This window comes from Erwinia sp. HR93 (assembly GCF_034555055.1).
Lineage (GTDB): Bacteria > Pseudomonadota > Gammaproteobacteria > Enterobacterales > Enterobacteriaceae > Apirhabdus > Apirhabdus apintestini.
On sequence record NZ_JAXUDP010000001.1, the window covers coordinates 1,607,334 to 1,626,378 of the forward strand.

Annotated in this window: 17 protein-coding genes; 8 read left to right on the forward strand and 9 right to left on the reverse strand. The window is 52.9% G+C overall.

Going from position 1 to position 19,045, the window contains the following annotated elements; genetic code table 11:
* Positions 1-213 precede the first annotated feature (213 nt).
* From fhuA to fhuB, 4 genes are read left to right on the forward strand one after another with little or no spacing between them, the layout of a single operon-like run.
* Positions 214-2,433, forward strand: coding sequence for a ferrichrome porin FhuA (gene fhuA / locus SFA31_RS07410; protein WP_322837405.1), 2,220 nt, complete (start codon positions 214-216; stop codon positions 2,431-2,433).
* A gap of 49 nt (positions 2,434-2,482) precedes the next feature.
* Complete coding sequence (gene fhuC / locus SFA31_RS07415) at positions 2,483-3,280, forward strand: Fe3+-hydroxamate ABC transporter ATP-binding protein FhuC (RefSeq protein ID WP_322837406.1); 798 nt, start codon at positions 2,483-2,485, stop codon at positions 3,278-3,280.
* A gap of 8 nt (positions 3,281-3,288) precedes the next feature.
* Positions 3,289-4,179 (forward strand): Fe(3+)-hydroxamate ABC transporter substrate-binding protein FhuD, encoded by an 891-nt coding sequence (gene fhuD / locus SFA31_RS07420; RefSeq protein WP_322837407.1) that lies wholly within the window; start codon positions 3,289-3,291, stop codon positions 4,177-4,179.
* Positions 4,176-6,152, forward strand: a complete 1,977-nt coding sequence (fhuB, locus tag SFA31_RS07425) for a Fe(3+)-hydroxamate ABC transporter permease FhuB (RefSeq protein ID WP_322837408.1) — start codon at positions 4,176-4,178, stop codon at positions 6,150-6,152. Before fhuD ends, fhuB begins: the two co-directional genes overlap by 4 nt.
* Positions 6,153-6,267: 115 nt before the next feature.
* On the opposite strand, the gene hemL is transcribed toward fhuB, so the two are convergent.
* Complete coding sequence (hemL, locus tag SFA31_RS07430; RefSeq protein ID WP_322837409.1) at positions 6,268-7,548, reverse strand: glutamate-1-semialdehyde 2,1-aminomutase; 1,281 nt, start codon at positions 7,546-7,548, stop codon at positions 6,268-6,270.
* Positions 7,549-7,725: 177 nt separating this feature from the next.
* Here hemL and clcA point away from each other — a divergent pair, with 177 nt between their 5' ends.
* Both clcA and erpA read left to right on the forward strand, forming a co-directional pair.
* Complete coding sequence (gene clcA, locus SFA31_RS07435) at positions 7,726-9,123, forward strand: H(+)/Cl(-) exchange transporter ClcA (RefSeq protein ID WP_322837410.1); 1,398 nt, start codon at positions 7,726-7,728, stop codon at positions 9,121-9,123.
* Between the two features lie 101 nt (positions 9,124-9,224).
* The gene (gene erpA / locus SFA31_RS07440; RefSeq protein ID WP_322837411.1) at positions 9,225-9,569 is read left to right on the forward strand and encodes an iron-sulfur cluster insertion protein ErpA; all 345 of its coding nucleotides are present in this window, start codon (positions 9,225-9,227) and stop codon (positions 9,567-9,569) included.
* A gap of 342 nt (positions 9,570-9,911) precedes the next feature.
* On the opposite strand, the gene SFA31_RS07445 is transcribed toward erpA, so the two are convergent.
* From SFA31_RS07445 to mtnN, 3 genes are read right to left on the reverse strand one after another with little or no spacing between them, the layout of a single operon-like run.
* Positions 9,912-10,532, reverse strand: a complete 621-nt coding sequence (locus tag SFA31_RS07445) for a TRIC cation channel family protein (RefSeq protein WP_322837412.1) — start codon at positions 10,530-10,532, stop codon at positions 9,912-9,914.
* Positions 10,533-10,542: 10 nt separating this feature from the next.
* Positions 10,543-11,352 carry a vitamin B12 ABC transporter substrate-binding protein BtuF gene (gene btuF / locus SFA31_RS07450; protein WP_322837413.1) on the reverse strand — a complete coding sequence of 270 codons (810 nt, stop codon included), beginning with the start codon at positions 11,350-11,352 and terminating at the stop codon, positions 10,543-10,545.
* The gene (mtnN, locus tag SFA31_RS07455; protein ID WP_322837414.1) at positions 11,345-12,043 is read right to left on the reverse strand and encodes a 5'-methylthioadenosine/S-adenosylhomocysteine nucleosidase; all 699 of its coding nucleotides are present in this window, start codon (positions 12,041-12,043) and stop codon (positions 11,345-11,347) included. The genes btuF and mtnN overlap by 8 nt, the downstream gene beginning before the upstream one ends.
* A 170-nt stretch (positions 12,044-12,213) precedes the next feature.
* Between mtnN and dgt the strand changes: the two genes are divergently transcribed.
* Both dgt and degP read left to right on the forward strand, forming a co-directional pair.
* Positions 12,214-13,734, forward strand: coding sequence for a dGTPase (gene dgt, locus SFA31_RS07460; RefSeq protein ID WP_322839326.1), 1,521 nt, complete (start codon positions 12,214-12,216; stop codon positions 13,732-13,734).
* A gap of 137 nt (positions 13,735-13,871) precedes the next feature.
* On the forward strand, positions 13,872-15,293 hold the full coding sequence (gene degP, locus SFA31_RS07465; RefSeq protein ID WP_322837415.1) for a serine endoprotease DegP: 1,422 nt from the start codon (positions 13,872-13,874) through the stop codon (positions 15,291-15,293).
* A gap of 262 nt (positions 15,294-15,555) precedes the next feature.
* Here the strand turns inward: degP and SFA31_RS07470 are convergent, their stop codons facing one another.
* The 5 genes from SFA31_RS07470 to dapD form a co-directional block, all read right to left on the reverse strand.
* Positions 15,556-15,894, reverse strand: coding sequence for a hypothetical protein (locus tag SFA31_RS07470; protein ID WP_322837416.1), 339 nt, complete (start codon positions 15,892-15,894; stop codon positions 15,556-15,558).
* A gap of 87 nt (positions 15,895-15,981) precedes the next feature.
* The gene (locus SFA31_RS07475; protein WP_322837417.1) at positions 15,982-16,281 is read right to left on the reverse strand and encodes a hypothetical protein; all 300 of its coding nucleotides are present in this window, start codon (positions 16,279-16,281) and stop codon (positions 15,982-15,984) included.
* Between the two features lie 357 nt (positions 16,282-16,638).
* The gene (locus tag SFA31_RS07480; RefSeq protein ID WP_322837418.1) at positions 16,639-17,025 is read right to left on the reverse strand and encodes a DUF3461 family protein; all 387 of its coding nucleotides are present in this window, start codon (positions 17,023-17,025) and stop codon (positions 16,639-16,641) included.
* A gap of 569 nt (positions 17,026-17,594) precedes the next feature.
* Positions 17,595-17,762, reverse strand: a complete 168-nt coding sequence (locus tag SFA31_RS07485; protein ID WP_322837419.1) for a YhfL family protein — start codon at positions 17,760-17,762, stop codon at positions 17,595-17,597.
* A gap of 418 nt (positions 17,763-18,180) precedes the next feature.
* A complete protein-coding gene (dapD, locus tag SFA31_RS07490; RefSeq protein WP_322837420.1) occupies positions 18,181-19,008 on the reverse strand; it encodes a 2,3,4,5-tetrahydropyridine-2,6-dicarboxylate N-succinyltransferase in 828 nt (275 codons plus the stop codon).
* Positions 19,009-19,045: the final 37 nt, after the last annotated feature.

Below are 19,045 nucleotides of genomic sequence, written 5' to 3' on the forward strand. Positions count from 1 at the left end.
TTAGTATGCTCTTAAGAGAGCAAGGTTATTTTCACGTAACCCCATACTTTTATCCGGTAACCCGGGTCATACGCTGTCTATTTCCTGCGCTGACGCACCTTTTGGCGCGGTGTGAAACTTGCCTTACGCGCGCTGTTTCGCATATCATCCGTGCGGCATAATAATAATTATCGTTTACGTTCGTGTTTCACTTTATCACTCAGAGAAATTATCATGGCGTGTTCTAATCAGGGTCAATTGACCGGTATTCCGGTTCGCAGAATTGCAGTTTGGGTCGCAGTCGCACTGGGGAGTATGGCGACGCAGAGTTTTGCCGCCGGTAGCGCACAGGAAGATACCATCACCGTTTCAACGGATGCGGCGGCGGCACCTCAGGAGAGCGCCTGGGGGCCATCATTAACCGTGGCTGCGAAGCGCAGTGCGACCGGTACTAAGACCGATACGCCTATCGAGAAAGTCCCTCAGTCTATTTCCGTTGTTACGCGCCAGGAACTCGATATGCGCCAGCCGGCGACGGTAAAAGACGCGCTAAGCTATACGCCCGGCGTGTTTGCCACACGCGGCAGTTCCGGCATTTATGACGTGGTTTCCATTCGCGGTTTTACTTCTCCGTCCACGGTGAACACCAACCAGTATCTCGATGGGCTGAAGCTTCAGGGAAATAACTATTCTGAAGCCTCGATGGACCCCTGGTTCCTTGAGCGCGTGGAGTTGATTCGCGGGCCGGTTTCCGTGCTATATGGCAACAGCAATCCCGGCGGCGTCGTTAGTATGGTCAGCAAGCGACCTACCACCGAACCGTTGCGCAATATTCAGTTCAAGGCTGGTTCACATAATTTGTGGCAAACCGGTTTTGATTTTAGCGATGCGCTGGATGACGACGGTGTGTTTAGCTACCGCCTGACCGGGCTTGCATACAGCCAGAACACGCAGCAGGATAACGCCAGAGCGAACCGCTACGCGATTGCGCCCTCTTTTAGCTGGCGCCCGGACAGTAATACGGACTTCACTTTCCTGAGCAACTTCCAGAGCGATCCTCACGCAGGGTATTACGGCTGGCTGCCGCGTACCGGAACGGTGGCGCCGTACTATGATGCGAACGGCCACAAACATAAATTGCCCGTCGATTTTAACGAAGGGGAGCAGGGCAACAAAATGCAGCGCCGCCAGCAAATGGTGGGGTATGCTTTTGCGCACGCGTTTAACGATACGTTCACGGTGCGCCAGAACCTGCGCTATACGCGCATCCATACGCTGTATGACGCCGTGTACGGCAATGGGTACCTTGCTCCGGGTAAAATCTCACGCGCGTATGTGCGCTCTGATGAAGACCTAAACGATTTTTCCGTCGATACGCAGCTACAGAGCAAATTTGCTACGGGTGCGGTGGGGCATACGTTACTTACCGGCGTTGACTATCTGCGCAGCCGTAACGACGTAGACGCGCAGTACGGCACCGCCGATCCCCTGGATATGCATAATCCCGGCTACGGCCACGGGAATGTGACGCCGTTCGCCGATCCGTATCAGGTTGTCAACCGGCTGGAACAAACGGGGCTGTACGTTCAGGATCAGGCTGAGTGGGACAAATGGGTTCTTACGCTGGGAGGCCGCTATGACTTCGCCAAATCCAGCGTATACAGCCGTGCGACCAGCTATGCACCGGCATCGACCAATATGAATCGCGATGAGGCATTTACCTGGCGCGGCGGGTTGAACTACCTGTTTGATAACGGCGTAGCCCCGTATGTCAGCTATAGTGAGTCATTTGAACCGAACGCCGGGCGCTCTAAAGACAGGCAAGCCTTCGATCCTTCGCGGGCGAAGCAGTATGAAGCGGGCGTAAAGTACCTGCCTAAGGACAGGCCGATTAGCGTTACCGCGTCGCTGTTTCAGATTACTAAAGATAAAAATCTGACCGCGGACCCGAGCGACAATATTTACTCCATTCAGAGCGGTAAAATTCGTTCGCGCGGGTTCGAGCTGGAAGCAAAAGCGGCGCTGAGTGCGAATGTTGATATGACCGCTGCATACAGCTATACGGATGCGCAATATACTGAAGACTCTGCCTATAAACACAAACGGCCGGTTGAAGTACCGCGCAATATGGCGTCTTTGTGGCTGGATTATACCTTCCATGAAACGGCGCTGAGCGGATTAACGCTCGGGGCCGGTACGCGCTATGTGGGAGCGTCGTCCAGCTTCTACACCACGGCGGATAAAATGAATAAGACCTTCAGCGTACCGGGATATACGGTGGCGGACGCGACCATCAAATACGATTTGGCTCGCGCGGGCATGCCGGGATCTTCCGTGGGTATTAATATCAATAACCTGTTTAATCGGAAGTATGTTTCGAGCTGCTATCGCGATTATGCGTGCTATTGGGGAGCCGAACGCGCGGTTATCGCAACCGCAAACTTCAGTTTTTAATGAATTGTCGGGCGCGCCAGCGCCCGCTCTGACTTCACGTTGGCGAGTTATGCAGGATAAAACGAGTGCGCCCGGGGCGACGTTTAGCCTCACTGATGTTGCTTTTCGCGTGCCGGGCCGCACGCTGCTACATCCTCTCACGCTGTCCTTTCCTGCGGGTCAGGTCACCGGCCTTATCGGCCACAATGGTTCCGGTAAATCTACGCTTTTGAAAATGCTCGGGCGGCATCAATTACCGTCTGAGGGCGAAATTATGCTGGACGGTCAGCCGCTGGCGAGCTGGAGCAGTAAATCCTTTGCACGCAGGGTCGCCTATTTGCCGCAGAATTTACCGGCAGCGGAAGGGATGACCGTGCGGGAGCTGGTTGCGATCGGGCGCTATCCGTGGCACGGCGCTCTTGGGCGCTTTGGTATTGCCGACAGAGAAAAAGTGGACGAAGCCATCGGGCTGGTGGGGCTAAAATCGCTGTCGCATCGCCTGGTTGATAGCCTTTCCGGCGGGGAACGCCAGCGCGCGTGGATAGCCATGCTGGTCGCCCAGGATAGCCGCTGCCTACTGCTGGATGAACCAACATCAGCGCTGGATATCGCGCATCAGGTTGAGGTACTGGCGCTAATCCGGCGCCTGAGCCGCCAGAATGGGCTGACGGTGATTGCCGTGTTGCACGATATTAATATGGCGGCGCGATACTGCGATTATCTGGTAGCGCTGCGCGGGGGGGAAGCCATTGCCCAGGGAACACCGGACGCGATAATGTCCGGCGAGATTCTGGAGCGTATTTACGGCATTCCGATGGGTATTTTGTCGCATCCTTCCGGCAGCGCGCCGGTCAGTTTTGTGTGGTGAGGCGCGCTATGTCTGAGATCGATTTTCGTCGGCGTAGATTATTAACGGCCATGGCGCTTTCGCCGCTGGCCTGGCATCTTCCCGGCGCCAGCGCGGCGTCAAGGCCTGATTTACAGCGGATTATCGCACTGGAATGGCTGCCGACTGAATTGCTGCTGGCGCTGGGGATAACACCGTTTGCCATAGCAGATATTGCGGGCTATCGGGCGTGGGTTGAATCCCCCACGCTGCCTGAGGGCGTAGTGGATATTGGGCTGCGCACTGAGCCCAATCTTGAACTTATGACGCAACTGCGCCCGTCGCTTATCGTCTATTCTGCAGGATACGGGCCCGCTCCCGATAAAATCGCGCGTATCGCGCCGGGAATGGGCATCACTTTTACCGATGGTAAACATCCGCTGGATAACGCCCGTCGTTCCGTGCTGGCCCTGGGCGAGCGGTTAGGGCTACAGGCGCAGGCGCGCCGTCACCTCAATGAATTTGAAGCTCTGATTACCCATATGCGCCAGCGTTTCGCCCCCTGGCGCGGCAAGCCGCTGTTACTCATGACGCTTATCGATACGCGCCATGCGCTGATCATTGGTCAAAACAGTCTGTTTCAACAAACCATGAGCGAGCTGGAGTTACAAAACGCCTGGCGCGGAGATGCGAATTTTTGGGGCAGTGCGGTGGTAGGGCTAGAGCGGCTGGCAGCGGTCGATGCGGCGCGCGTTATCTGCTTTGCGCATAACGATGAAACGCTCATGCGTCAGGTGGCGGCAACGCCGCTATGGCAGGCGATGCCTTTTGTTCGCGAAGGCCGTTTTCACCGCACCTCGGCGGTTTGGTTTTATGGCGCGACGCCTTCAGCGATGCGGTTTTGTCATCTGCTAGACGCCGCGCTGGGGGCTCATCCATGACGCGACATGCTTCTTTTAGCTGGCTGCTGGTACCGCTGTTGTGCGGCGCAGCGCTTTGGCTAACGCTGCATAATCTCACTGCGCTACTGCCCTACGCCCAGTGGCGCAGCGCGCTGTGGCAGCCGGATATCGATAATATTCACCAGATGCTGTTTCATTACAGCGCGCTGCCTAGATTAACGCTCGCCCTGCTAGTGGGCGCAGGACTTGGGCTGGCAGGCGCGCTGTTTCAGCAGGTATTGCGTAATCCGCTGGCGGAGCCAACGACGCTCGGCGTGGCGACCGGTGCACAGTTAGGCGTTGCCGTATCGACGCTACTGGCGCTGCCGCTGGCGGTGCAGCAATTCGCGGCGCTGGCGGGAGCTGGGCTGGTAGGGATGCTGGTTTTCGGTATCGCCTGGGGCAAGCGCGTCTCGCCGGTGACGCTAATACTGGCAGGATTAGTCGTCAGCTTATACTGCGGTGCGGTAAATCAATTGCTGGCGTTATTTTATCATGAACAGCTTCAGAGCCTGTTTCTGTGGGGCTCCGGCATGCTGAACCAGAACGACTGGCAAACCGTGGCTACGCTATGGCCGCGCCTGCTGGGCGCAGCGCTGCTGGTATTATTAATGCTGCGCCCGCTCACGCTTATGGGGCTGGATGACGGCGTAGCGCGCAATCTTGGCCTGATGTTATCAGCCGCGCGCCTTGGTGCACTGGTCCTGGCGATTGCCATGAGTGCCCTGCTGGTGAATGCCGTCGGGATTATCGGTTTTATTGGATTATTTGCCCCGCTGCTGGCCAAAATGCTAGGTGCCCGCCGATTAATCTCGCGGCTTTTTCTGGCGACGCTTTTAGGCGCATTGATTTTGTGGTTCTCCGATCAAGTGGTCATCTGGCTCACCGCAGTCTGGCGCGAAATCCCAACCGGTGCCGTCACCGCGCTGGCGGGAGCGCCGCTATTGTTATGGCTATTACCCCGACTGCGCACCCGAGAAGAACCGGTGCTTACGCAGGGCGGTCGCACTGCGCCTGAGCGCCAGCACTTAATTGGGTATGTGCTGGCAGGTGGTTTACTGCTGCTTGTTGTGCTGGTAATCGCGCTATTGCTGGGGCGGGACGCACACGGCTGGCGCTGGGCCACCGGTGATATGCTATCGAGCCTGTGGCAATGGCGCTGGCCGCGTGCGTTAGCCGCGCTCAGCGCCGGTATGATGTTGGCAGTAGCAGGATGTATTATTCAGCGCCTGACCGGAAATGCGATGGCGAGCCCGGAAGTACTTGGGATTAGCTCCGGTGCGGCATTTGGCGTGGTGTTGATGCTATTTTTGGTCCCGGGAGATGCCTTTATCTGGCTATTGCCTGCCGGGAGCCTGGGCGCAGCGGTGACGCTGCTAATTATTCTTTTCACATCCGGGCGCGGCGGTTTTTCACCTCAGCGAATGCTGCTGGCGGGAATGGCGCTAAGCACCGCATTTAGCATGCTGCTGGCGCTGCTGCTGGCCAGCGGCGATCCCCGCATGGCCCGGCTGTTGACATGGATTTCCGGCTCGACCTATAACGTGAACGCCCCCCAGGCGTGGCGCGCCGCCGCTATTATGGTGGCGCTGCTGACATTAACGCCGCTGAGTCAGCGCTGGCTGCAAATCCTGCCGTTGGGAAGTGTAACCGCGCGCGCGGTGGGTATCGCGCTTACGCCCGCTCGCTTATTGCTGCTAATGCTTGCTTCGATGTTAACCGCCGCCGCGACGCTCACCGTTGGCCCGCTAAGCTTTGTGGGACTGATGGCTCCGCACATAACGCGTATGCTGGGGTTCCGTCGCGCGTTTCCTCAGTTGGTTATCGCAATGCTTGTTGGCGGCGCTTTAATGGTACTGGCGGACTGGGTGGGTCGCATGCTGCTGTTCCCTAACCAGGTGCCCGCAGGGCTGCTGGCGACGTTTATCGGCGCGCCCTATTTTGTGGTGTTATTGCGCAGGCAGGGTAAATAAGAGGTGGGAGCAGTTAAGCGCGGATAAATAAGATGCGCCAGAGGGAAGACCAAAGGCGCGGATGCGGCGGGCGGTGAGTCGTTATCGTTATCTACCGAAGATCCGCCGCAGCGTTTTACAGTTGCTTAAATGCGGAGCGCGCCGCCTCAATTGTACGATCGATATCTTCTTCACTATGGGCAATAGACATAAAGCCCGCCTCAAACGCGGAAGGCGCCAGATAAATGCCGGCATCCAGCATTAGATGGAAGAAACGCTTAAAGCGCTCAACGTCGCTGGCGAGGACGTGCTGATAGCAGGTCACCGCAGGTAGATCGGTGAAGAACAGCCCAAACATTCCACCCACGTGATTAACCACCAGCGGGATGTCGTTTTCCTGAGCCGCAGAGCGCAGGCCTTCTGCTAACTGCGTAGTCAGCTCCGTCAGCGTGCCGTGCACGCCGGGTTGGGCGACTTCATTCAGGCAGGCATAACCGGCGGCCATGGCGATTGGGTTGCCTGAGAGCGTACCCGCCTGATAGACCGGCCCGGTGGGCGCCAGCGCGTCCATTACTTCGCGGCGACCGCCGAAGGCGCCAACCGGCATACCGCCGCCAATGATTTTCCCAAGGCAGGTGAGATCCGGCGTGACGCCGTAGTAGTCCTGCGCCCCGGCCAGCGCGACGCGAAATCCCGTCATTACTTCATCGATAATCAGCAGCGCCCCAAACTCATCGCACAGCGCCCGCAGGCCAGGCAGGAAATCCGGGAGCGGCGGCACGCAGTTCATATTGCCCGCAACTGGCTCAACGATGATGCAGGCGATATCCTGCGGATATTGCTCACACGCCGCCCGGACCGACGCCAGGTCATTATAGGTGCAGGTTAGCGTATGTTTGGCAAAATCTGCAGGGATGCCCGGAGAATTAGGTTGCCCGAGCGTCAGCGCTCCAGAGCCGGCTTTAACCAACAGGCAGTCGGCGTGGCCGTGGTAACAGCCTTCAAATTTAATGATTTTATCCCGTCCGGTATAACCGCGAGCCAGACGGATAGCGCTCATTGTAGCTTCGGTGCCTGAGTTCACCATGCGCACCATGTCCATGGTAGGCACCAGACTTGTGACCAGGTCAGCCATTTTCACTTCCATTTCCGTCGGTGCGCCGAAACTTAAGCCTCTGCCCGCCGCTTCAATCACGGCGTTACGGATTGCCGGGTGATTATGACCGAGAACCATCGGTCCCCAGGAGCCGACGTAGTCCACATAGGCTTTACCGTCCACGTCATAGAGATAAGCACCGTCTGCGTGGGAGATAAATAGTGGGACGCCGCCTACGCCGGAGAAGGCGCGCACCGGCGAGTTAACGCCACCGGGAATAAGCTCGCGTGCTGCGGCATAGAGGTTTTCTGAGTGGCTCATGAATCGGCTCCTGATTCGTGTAATGGGAGATAACCGGTTATTCTAAGGCTTCCTGCGGCGTTGTAAAAGTTTTGCGCGGCGCTACACCCTACTTGTCAGCGTTTTTCATTGGGACGTCAACGGTGTGAGCGGGTAGAATATCCGCCTCGTTTTATCATACCTGGAAATGAAGGTGTTATGAATCCGGAAACCCCACCTGGCGGCTATCGGCGGCTGGTACGTCTGCGGCGCGGTGACGCAGTACGTCGTTTAATTCAGCGTGATAAAACGCCTCTGGCGGTCCTGTTAATGGCGGCAATCGTTGGCGCGCTGGCTGGCCTGGTGGGCGTAGCGTTTGAGAAAGCCGTAAACAGCGTGCAAAATTGGCGTTTTTCAGCGCTGCTGAGCGCTGCGGATAATGCGTGGCTGGTCTGGCCGCTGGCGTTTTTATTTTCGATGGCGCTGGCCATGCTGGGTTACTGGCTGGTGCGGCGATTTGCGCCCGAAGCCGGGGGTTCCGGCATCCCTGAAATTGAAGGTGCACTGGAAGAGCTGCGTCCGGTGCGCTGGTGGCGCGTATTGCCGGTTAAATTTATCGGCGGAATGGGCACTCTGGGCGCAGGAATGGTGCTTGGTCGGGAAGGGCCGACCGTGCAGCTCGGCGGCAATGTTGGGCGCATGGTGCTGGATCTGTGTCGGATGCGTAGCCCTGAAGCGCGCCATACGGTGCTGGCGACCGGCGCGGCTGCGGGGTTATCCGCGGCGTTTAATGCGCCGCTGGCCGGCATTTTGTTTATTATCGAAGAGATGCGACCGCAGTTTCGCTATAACCTGATTTCGATTAAAGCGGTGTTTACCGGCGTGATTATGTCCAGCGTGGTATTTCGCATTTTCAACGGCGAAGGGGCGGTGATTGCAGTCGGGCAATTGAGCAACGCGCCGGTGCATACTCTCTGGCTATATCTCGCGTTGGGCGCTCTGTTTGGGGTGCTGGGGCCGCTGTTTAACCAGCTGTTGCTGAGGGCGCAGGATATGTTCCAGCGCATCCACGGCGGACGCACGGCTCCATGGGTGCTGATCGGCGGTTTATTGGGCGGCGTATGCGGGGTTTTGAGTTTTATCGAGCCGGAAGCAGCCGGCGGTGGCTTCGGCCTAATCCCTATCGCTGCAGCGGGTAATTTTAGCGTTGGTATGCTGCTATTTATTTTCATTGCCAGAATCATTACCACCGTGCTGTGTTTCTCTTCCGGCGCGCCGGGAGGGATTTTCGCGCCGATGCTGGCGCTGGGAACGCTGCTCGGCAGCGCGTTTGGCATGGCCTGTATGCACTGGTTTCCGGGATATCACCTGGAGGCAGGTACGTTTGCCATTGCCGGTATGGGTGCGCTGCTGGCGGCTTCGGTGCGGGCGCCAATTACCGGTATTGTGTTAGTACTGGAAATGACGAACAACTATCAGCTTATCTTGCCTATGATAATTACCTGCCTGGGAGCGACGCTATTGGCCCAATTTCTGGGCGGGAAGCCGTTATATTCGACTATTCTGGCGCGGACTATAGCAAAGGAGCAGCGAGAAGCGGCGGATCGTGCCGCATAGCGCCATTATATCGGAGAATACTTGAACGATTTACCAGGGTATCGGATAATGGCGATAATTGTCGGTTTTTATCCGATACCCGTCTTCGTTGGGAGCTAAAAATGAGTGATGACGTAGCACTGCCGCTGGAGTTTACCGATGCGGCGGCCAGTAAAGTAAAAAATCTTATCGCGGACGAAGATAATCCGAATCTTAAACTGCGCGTATATATTACCGGCGGAGGGTGTAGCGGATTTCAGTATGGTTTCACCTTCGACGATAAAGTGAATGACGACGATATGACTATCGAAAAGCAGGGCGTGGCGCTGGTTGTCGACCCCATGAGCCTGCAATACCTGGTGGGTGGCTCTGTCGATTATACGGAAGGGTTGGAAGGTTCGCGCTTTATCGTTACCAATCCGAACGCAAAAAGCACCTGCGGATGCGGCTCATCGTTCAGCGTTTAATGCTCTGGCGGCGTAGGCGGTGCGCTGCGCACATAGCCGGGGAGCGCTTTTAGCTCTCCGGTACGCAATGACTTTAGCCTGTGGGGCAATAGCCGATTAATGCACAGTTGATAGATGAATAAGTAATAAATCAACGCCAGCTAATCATTGCTGGCGTTATGCTATTCCATAGCCACCCCGTATTTCCTCATTAATAAATACACTAATCTCCCCAATCTTTTTGCCTGATGAGATATAGCGCCAGGGCAAACGTGGCGCAGGCCATCCTTATTTTCAGGCGAACCGCCAGTTGAGCTGTCAACGCGTTGAAGTAAAGAGGCAGGTGAGGGAAATATCTACCGCTTATGGCCTGTCTTCTAAGGCGAAAGTGGGTAATTTTAGATGCCAGCGAATCGCTGCCAGGCGAATGGTTAGAGTAACAAACACGCCCAGCATATTGGCCTGATCGAGCGGCAGGTTATAAACCTGCCAGGCGGTCGCATGAACAATGCCGCCGATGATACACGGCGTCGCATAGATTTCGGTGCGCATGATCATTGGAACTTCTCGCGCCAGCACATCGCGAATAATCCCGCCACCGACGCCGGTAACAACGCCCATACAAATGGCGACGAGCGGCCCTGTGCCAGCAAGGAAGGCTTTATTGACGCCGATGCCGACGAATACGGCCAGGCCGACGGCGTCGAGCGTGGGCATTATCCATTTTGGCAGGCGACGGGGCTGGCGCACCAGTACGATAGTTGCCATACAGGTGACCATCGCAACGATAAGGTCGGTGGGATCTTTTACCCAGAAAACCGGGCCGTTATCCAGCGCCATATCGCGAATGGTTCCACCGCCTATTGCCGTGACCACGCCCAGCACCAGCACGCCGAACGGATCCATGCGCAGTTTTCCCGCTAATAATACGCCTGACACGGCAAACACCGCTGTTCCGATAATATCCAGCCAATAAACCAGCATGATATGCGCCTCAGTGAGATGGTTTGTGCGCCAGCGCTTCGCAAAGCGCCTGAGCGGCAAGGATAATACGCGGGCCGGCACGTTCAAACCAGTCCTCATTAAGGACGATAATTGGAACCGTTAAATTACGCCCCCAAAATTGTCCGATGGCCGCAGCGCGCGGTGGCGCTCCGGGGCTTACTATGACATCCGGATGGCGAATAAGTACCTGCTCCCGGCTGACCTGGGGCCAGGGTATTGCGGAGCCCTGAAAAATATTGATACCGCCGCAGGCGTGCAAAATCGTTTGCTGGAGTGTTCCATCAGCCATGGTGAAGAGCGGTTTATCACCAAACTGGACGAATACTTTTTGGGAGGGCGCGCCGCGATAGCGCGTTTTCAATGCCTGCCACTGCGCCAGCAGCTCATCCGCCGCTCGGAGGGCCTGTTCCGGGTGCGGGCTCCACGCTGCGAGCTCACGCAGCGCTTTAGCGATATCTTCCACGCTATTGGGATCCAGCCAGAGCACGCGAATGCCCTGGCTGGCAAGTTGATCTAGCGGGCGCCTGGCGTTACCGCCCCGCCACGCGAGAATCAGGTCGGGTTTTAGCGTCAAAATACGCTCACTGTCGACACCTTGCCAGTTAGCGACGCGCTCAATGGGCAGCGCCGCCGGGGGATAATCAGAATGCTCGCTGACGGCGACAGGAACGATGCCGGCGGCGAAAGCAAGTTCGGTATTGGCCGGAGATAATGATATGACCCGAGGCGCAGCAGGGAGCCACGCCGGGATACTTATCAACAGCGCGCCCAGCGCGCGCCGGAGAGCGGCTTTAACCATGAGCCAGTTTTTGAATCAGCGATTCCACCATCAGGCTGGACTGCTTCGCCGCAACGCTCAGAAATTCATCAAAGCTTAAATGGGAAGCTTTATCCGCGACGTCAGAGATAGCGCGCACTACCACAAACGGCGTGCCGTAGTTGTGGCAGACGTGGCCGATAGCAGTGGCTTCCATTTCTACCGCGACAGCCTGTGGAAAATGCTGGCGAATACGGGCCAGATTCTCGGCACCGTTAATAAAGGCATCGCCGCTGACAATAAGGCCGCGTACTGCATGCAAGTCTAATTGGGCGATACAGCTCTGTGCGATGTTAATCAGTTTTTCATCGGCGGGAAACGCGGCGGGGCAGCCCGCCATTTGGCCGTATTCATAGCCGAATGCCGTGACGTCTGCATCGTGGTAGCGCACTTCATTAGATACTACGATATCCCCAACGTTCAGCGTGGAGGCCAGACCGCCTGCAGATCCGGTATTGATAACTACATCGGGTTTGCAGTGTTCCAGCAATAACGTAGCGCCCATAGCGGCGGAGACTTTGCCAATACCTGATTTTAATAAAGCGATTTCAACCTGGTGTAAGGTACCGGTGTAGATTTCACAATGGGCCAGCTGCAAGGTGCGACGGTTTTCAATTTTGTCGCGCAGTAGGGTGACTTCTTCTTCCATTGCGCCAATGATGCCAACTTTCATGGGAATTCTCGCTAATAGGTGGATTGTGCGGGATAGTCTATCATGGCGAACGGACGGTAAATAATTGTCGCATTGCGTTGTCATAGCGCAATTGTGCCGTTTGCAGGTGTAGCAAAACAAAAGTGCGCCAGGCGTGGGGCATGCATCATCGCAAAAGACTGGAGAGGGATATGGGTGGCATCGATTTTCGCAGGAAGATTAACTGGCATCGTCGTTTTCGCTCACCGCAGGGTGAGAAAAGCGAACTTGAAATTTCACAGATCTTTGAAAGCGATCGCGGGCGGATTATTAATTCGCCGGCTATTCGACGCCTGCAGCAGAAAACCCAGGTCTTTCCGCTGGAGCGCAATGCGGCGGTGCGCACGCGGCTGACGCATTCAATGGAAGTGCAGCAGGTAGGGCGTTATATCGCCCGCGAAATATTAGGGCGCCTGAAACAAGCAGGCAAGCTGGATGAATATGGGCTGGATGAATTGTGCGGCCCTTTTGAAAGCGTCGTCGAGATGGCGTGCCTGATGCACGATATTGGTAATCCGCCGTTCGGGCACTTCGGTGAGGCGGCGATCAACGACTGGTTTTGTCAGCGCCTGTTCCCGGACGATACGCAGGATGCGCAGGCCGACTCACGCTGCATCGTACCGTATTTACGAATCGTGGCACCTGACGATGGAATAAACGAACTGCGCACCCAGGTTCGCCAGGATTTGTGCCATTTTGAAGGTAATGCTCAGGGAATTCGCCTGGTACATACCCTATTACGTATGAATTTAACGTGGGCACAGGTGGGTTGCATTTTAAAATATACTCGTCCGGCCTGGTACGCGGACACACCGCCTGCGACGCACAGCTATTTAATGAAAAAACCGGGCTTTTATTTATCTGAAGCGCCGTATATCGCGCGTTTGCGCGAAGCTTTATCTATGGAGCAACACAGCCGGTTTCCGCTCACCTGGATAATGGAAGCCGCGGATGATATCTCGTACTGCGTGGCCGATCTCGAAGATGCGGTAGAAAAGAATATCTTCAGCGTAGAGCGGCTTTATCAGCATCTTCACGATCGCTGGGGGCAGCATGCGCCAGAGGATCTTTTTGCGCAGGTGGTGCAGGATGCGTGGGAGAAGTCCCGCGCCAACCAAATGCAGCGCAGCGCGGAAGATCAGTTCTTTATGTATTTACGCGTGAATACGCTGAATAAGCTGGTTCCCTGGGCCGCGCAGCGCTTTATCGATAACCTTGATGAAATCTACGCCGGCTCGTTCAATCATGCCCTGCTGGAGGATGATAGCTCCTTCGGCCAGCTTCTTGATTTGTATAAGTATATCGCCGGACGCTATGTGTTTAGCCACCCTGACGTTGAACAACTGGAGCTACAGGGCTACCGCGTGATAACCGGTTTGCTGGATATTTACGGCGCGTTGCTGGCTTTACCGCAGGCGGCGTTTGCGGAGATTGTTCAGGGCAGCCAGGGGCGGCGTTTCCCTATTGAAGCACGGTTGTATCATAAACTCTCAACGAAACATTGCCTTGCTTACATTGAAGCCATTGAGGCGCTACGCGAACGTGAATCAGGCGAGGAGGCGTTTGCGATTTGGGAGTTTTACTATCGCTGCCGTTTAATCCAGGACTATATCAGCGGTATGACGGATCTCTATGCCTGGGATGAGTATCGGCGGCTAATGGCGGTGACATAACGTTTTGCTTTGTAAAGAAGAACAATATTTTTTTACTTTTTCCATAACCTTTACGCGGGAACTTCGCGCTATAAATTGACTCTCATTAACGTCAATAAACACAGCTTGTATTCGGACAATTGGGATCAAATAGAGACATGAAAAAAACCACGTTAGCAATGAGTGCACTGGCTTTAAGTCTGGGTTTGGCGATGGGCCCCGCGTCCGTTCTTGCCGCTGAGACCGCTTCTTCCGCTTCTACGTCACAGCAGTTACCAAGCCTGGCGCCGATGCTGGAAAAAGTAATGCCATCGGTGGTGAGTATTAACGTAGAAGGGAGTACTACGGTTAATACGCAGCGTATGCCGCGCAACTTCCAGCAATTTTTCGGTGATGATTCACCGTTCTGCCAGGAAGGGTCTCCCTTCCAGAGTTCACCGCTTTGCCAGGGCGGCGCCGGGCCACGCCAGCAGCAAAAATTTATGGCGCTGGGTTCGGGTGTGATTATTGATGCCGAAAAAGGCTATGTGGTGACTAATAACCACGTGGTGGATAACGCGAACACGATTAAAGTGCAGCTTAGCGACGGGCGCAAATTCGACGCTAAAGTTGTGGGTAAAGACCCGCGCTCGGATATCGCGCTGATTCAGTTGAAAGAGCCAAAAAACTTAATGGCGATTAAAATGGCGGATTCTGACTCCCTGCGCGTTGGGGATTATACCGTTGCTATCGGTAATCCTTACGGATTAGGCGAAACGGTGACGTCAGGTATTGTTTCGGCGCTGGGGCGTAGCGGGCTGAACGTAGAAAACTACGAAAACTTTATTCAGACCGATGCCGCTATCAACCGCGGTAACTCTGGCGGTGCGCTGGTTAACTTAAACGGCGAGCTTATTGGCATTAATACGGCGATTCTGGCACCGGACGGCGGCAATATCGGTATTGGTTTCGCCATCCCAAGTAATATGGTGAAAAGCCTGTCGGAGCAGATGGTCAAATATGGTCAGGTGCGCCGAGGTGAGCTTGGTATCAGAGGCTATGAGCTGAATTCAGACCTGGCGAAGGCGATGAAAGCCGACGCGCAGCGCGGTGCTTTTGTCAGCCAGGTAACGGCCGGGTCCTCAGCGGCGAAAGCGGGCGTAAAAGCCGGTGATGTGATTGTATCCATGAACGGTAAGGCGATTAATAGCTTCTCTGCGCTGCGAGCGGAAGTTGGCAGCATGCCGGTTGGTAGTAAAATTACGCTTGGACTTCTGCGCGATGGCAAACCCGTTACCGTAAATCTCGAACTGCAGCAAAGTACGCAGACTCAGGTGGACTCCGCCAGCGTATTTAACGGTATCGAAGGCGCTGAGCTGAGTAATCGCGGTGATAAACAAAAAGGTGTAGTGGTCAATATCGTTAAGCCAAACACGCCAGCGGCGCGTATCGGTCTGAAAAAAGGCGATATTATTATCGGTGCAAACCAGCAGCCGGTGGAGAATATTGCTGAACTACGTAAAGTTTTGGATAGCAAGCCGTCCGTACTGGCGCTGAATATTCAGCGTGGTGACGCTTCCATTTACTTAATAATGCAGTAAAGCGCGAGTAGCGCTATTATAACCTGATGTTTGTAAAAGGCCGCTTTGCGGCCTTTTTTCTTTTTCTCGTCGAATGGCATATAAAAAAAGGTTGTATGCGCTCCGTCTGCAGGTGTTAGCCAAAGTCGCCTTATATTTAAAGACGACTTTGTTAGCTTCAAATTAAACGTTATAGCCTTGCTTGCTGTATTTCATTTGCAGTTAGGCCTTAGGACATTACCAATACGCAGTCATTTCGGGCGATATTACGCTGCGGTTTGGATTATGCCCGGTTACCGGCTATTTTTGGCGCCGCCAGACTTTCCGCCACCATGCCCGGATCGGCGATAGAGGTTACATTGGCTAGAAAATCCATGCCCCAATCATCGGCGTGCGCTTTACCGTCAAATTGCTGCTCAAATACCAGATTTTCGTCGGTTGCGTAATTCCAGACCTGCCCGGCAAACCATGAACAATTGCTAATAGGCGTATAGGCACCGTTTTCTGGCGTGTCCACTTCCATTCCCATTAACTCTGCAATCGTTAGGCTGTTTTGAATGAGTTCATGAATGACCGTTTTTTCCAGCATATCCGGCTGTTTATTAGGGTCAGTTAGCGGCACGCAGCGCTGCAAATGGAATTTACGCTCCGGGCTGTCGTTTTGATTAGAAGCCGTGCCATTTTTGACGAAGCCAAAACCTTCATGAAATCAGTAAGTTGTGCAATCGCCTTTTTTATTACTATGGAAAAAGATTATCCATGAATGTCCAAAGCCGCCGCCGCCAAAGGCCTGAGTCAGCACTTCAAAAACGGCTTTTTTACGCCCTTCTTTATCTTCCGGGGGAAATTGATTCGCCGCGTCATCCGCGATTTTTACCACGGCTTCTAAATCGGAACGCTGGGCGGTTCGATTGGTGCGAATGCATAATTGTGGATAACCTACTTTTGGGTCGCCGGTTGGCGCATAAACATCATTATTAATATCATATAACTCAAAGAAATTAGCCATGCTGGCTCTCCTTATAATAAGAAAATGGTTCCTGCCACAGGCCGGTAAAAAATAATCACCGTGGCAGGAGTCGTTATACAAAGAGAAAGAATAGGTGAGCCAATCAATAATTATGATAACTTATAAATACTAATGGTTGTTTATATCGCAGGCTGATGAACGCTTAATAAATGCTTTTTGTGGCAGTGGTTTTATTATTAACCTAAATCTAAATCTAAATCTAAATCTAAATCTAAATCTAAATCTAAATCTAAATCTAAATCTAAATCTAAATCTGAAAGATATTGATATGTTTTTTTCAAAGGAGGGAATGAGAAGTAAAGTGAAATGGGCCGGCTGCTCCAGCCCTGATAGCAGTTAGTTTCGCGTCAGCTTTTCCAGATCTGCTTCAATTTCGCTGATTTTATTAGTAACAACGCTTTCAAGGTGATGAAGATCGTCGAGAATTTTACGTTTCAAATCGATTTCACTGTGCTCGCGTCGGCAAATCTGGTCCAGTTCATCGATAATAGCGCGTAAATTTGGGCTGATTTCGTGAATTTCTTTATAGCCATGCGTAGTTTCCTGTGCGGTGATCGTTTTGCGGTGGCGTGGGTATTTAAATTTTACGCTTTTAGCAAAGAACTCTCCTTTACCCTTTTGAAAATAAATTTTTAGGATATCGTTATTTGCTTCCTGGCGCAGGTTGTAGCGGTCAATATCCTGTGGGTTTGAAATTCCTAAACTTTTTAGGTTCTTGTACATTGCCTTCCTCTTAACGTTGTGGTGATAGCTATTATAAATAGATAGCGTAAATGACCCCTTTTTCCACCCCGATTACAAGAATCACGGCATTTATCATGTGAAGGCAACGGTGAAGCATATGTAGCAGCCATTTTTAGCCAGATGTGAACCTTTTTCAGGTTAGCACTTATCATGATCCGTAAATCAAAATTTGTGTAAACTAAACGGAAGATAGTTGATGGCGTTTGTTTGCTAAAAAATGAGAGTTGGTTTTTATTTATTCTTCTGAACACTATAGCGTGATGATAGTTTGTTATTGGTGGCTTTATATCTCAATTTTAATAAGTGATTTTTCCTGCGGCGTTAATACAATTATTACAGGCTGACCATGGAAGTTAATACAAGATTTATATAAAGGCATAACTGTATTATTTAATCCTGTTTATATAAATATTAATTTCTGCGTGTAATGCATATATATTGGTCGCCATTATTATAAACAACGGCCCAATAGCAATTTCTTAGAAAACAGCCGCCTGAGAAGAGAGCAAAAACCGGCCATCAGGCCGGTTAATGTTACCAAAATAAAATTATTTAGCGACCGGGCCGCAACCGCCGATAATTTTAGAAATAGAAATAGCCGGGTGTAGCAGGTAGTCGTAGTCACAATTTTTTTCTTTATTATAAACGCTGCCTGTGCAACCCGTCAGTGTAGAAAATACTGCGGCCAAAAGAGCAATTTTTAGGGTATTTTTCATTTATAAATCCTATATATATAAGACTAATTTAAGGAAAGACGCGCCATCTTTGGACACGTTTTGTAATATAACCTTACAAAATGGGTGGTGTCAATAAAATTCGATAAAAGATAATATATATAACTCATTGATTGTACTAAATTAACATATCATTTACTAAATAAACTATTACTGTTAAAAATTAAATGAAAGCGAAGTTAGCTATCAACGCGTGGCAAAAGCCACGGTGGCAGGCGAGCGCATTTTTACTTAATTTAATGCGAGCGAAGTAATAAAAGCGCAGATGGAGTAAGCGTGCGGCTACAAAAAAGAGATTTATATCAGCTATCCTCGAAAGTAGCCGGAAGCAAACGACAAGATTTTGGAAAAGATAACAGGCACGATGTTTTAAAACCGTGCCTGATTGGAGGAGAAAGGGCTATGCGTCGATAGTACGCAGGAGTTCATTAATGCCAACTTTGCCACGCGTTTTCGCATCTACTTTTTTCACGATAACCGCGCAGTACAGGCTATATTTCCCATCTTTGGAGGGAAGGTTGCCGGAAACGACAACGGACCCCGCGGGGACGCGGCCGTAGTGAACCTCCCCGGTCTCACGATCGTAAATTTTGGTGCTTTGGCCGATGTAAACGCCCATAGAGATAACCGCGCCTTCTTCAACGATAACGCCTTCAACTACTTCAGAACGGGCACCAATAAAGCAGTTATCTTCAATGATGGTTGGATTGGCCTGCAGCGGCTCCAGAACGCCGCCAATGCCCACCCCGCCGGACAGGTGTACATTCTTACCAATTTGCGCACAGGAGCCTACGGTGGCCCAAGTATCAACCATAGTGCCTTCGTCAACGTAAGCACCAATATTGACGTAAGAAGGCATCAGCACCGCGTTGCGTGCGATGAAGGCGCCCTGGCGAACTGCGGCAGGCGGTACGACGCGAAAACCTTCCTTTTGAAACCGCGCTTCATCATAAGCGGCGAATTTCATCGGTACTTTGTCGAAGTAGCGGCTTTCCGCGCCTTCCATGACCTGATTGTCATGAATGCGAAAAGACAGCAGGACGGCTTTTTTTAGCCACTGATGGGTCGTCCATTGGCCGTTAATTTTCTCTGCAACGCGCAGTACGCCGCTATCGAGCATTGCGATAACCTGATTAACGGCATCGCGGGTAACGATATCGACGTTGGCTGGCGTGATGTCTGCGCGACGCTCAAAGGCGGATTCGATGACATTCTGTAGCTGCTGCATTGTTCTTTCTTTCCCAATAGTTCAATAAATAAAAAAA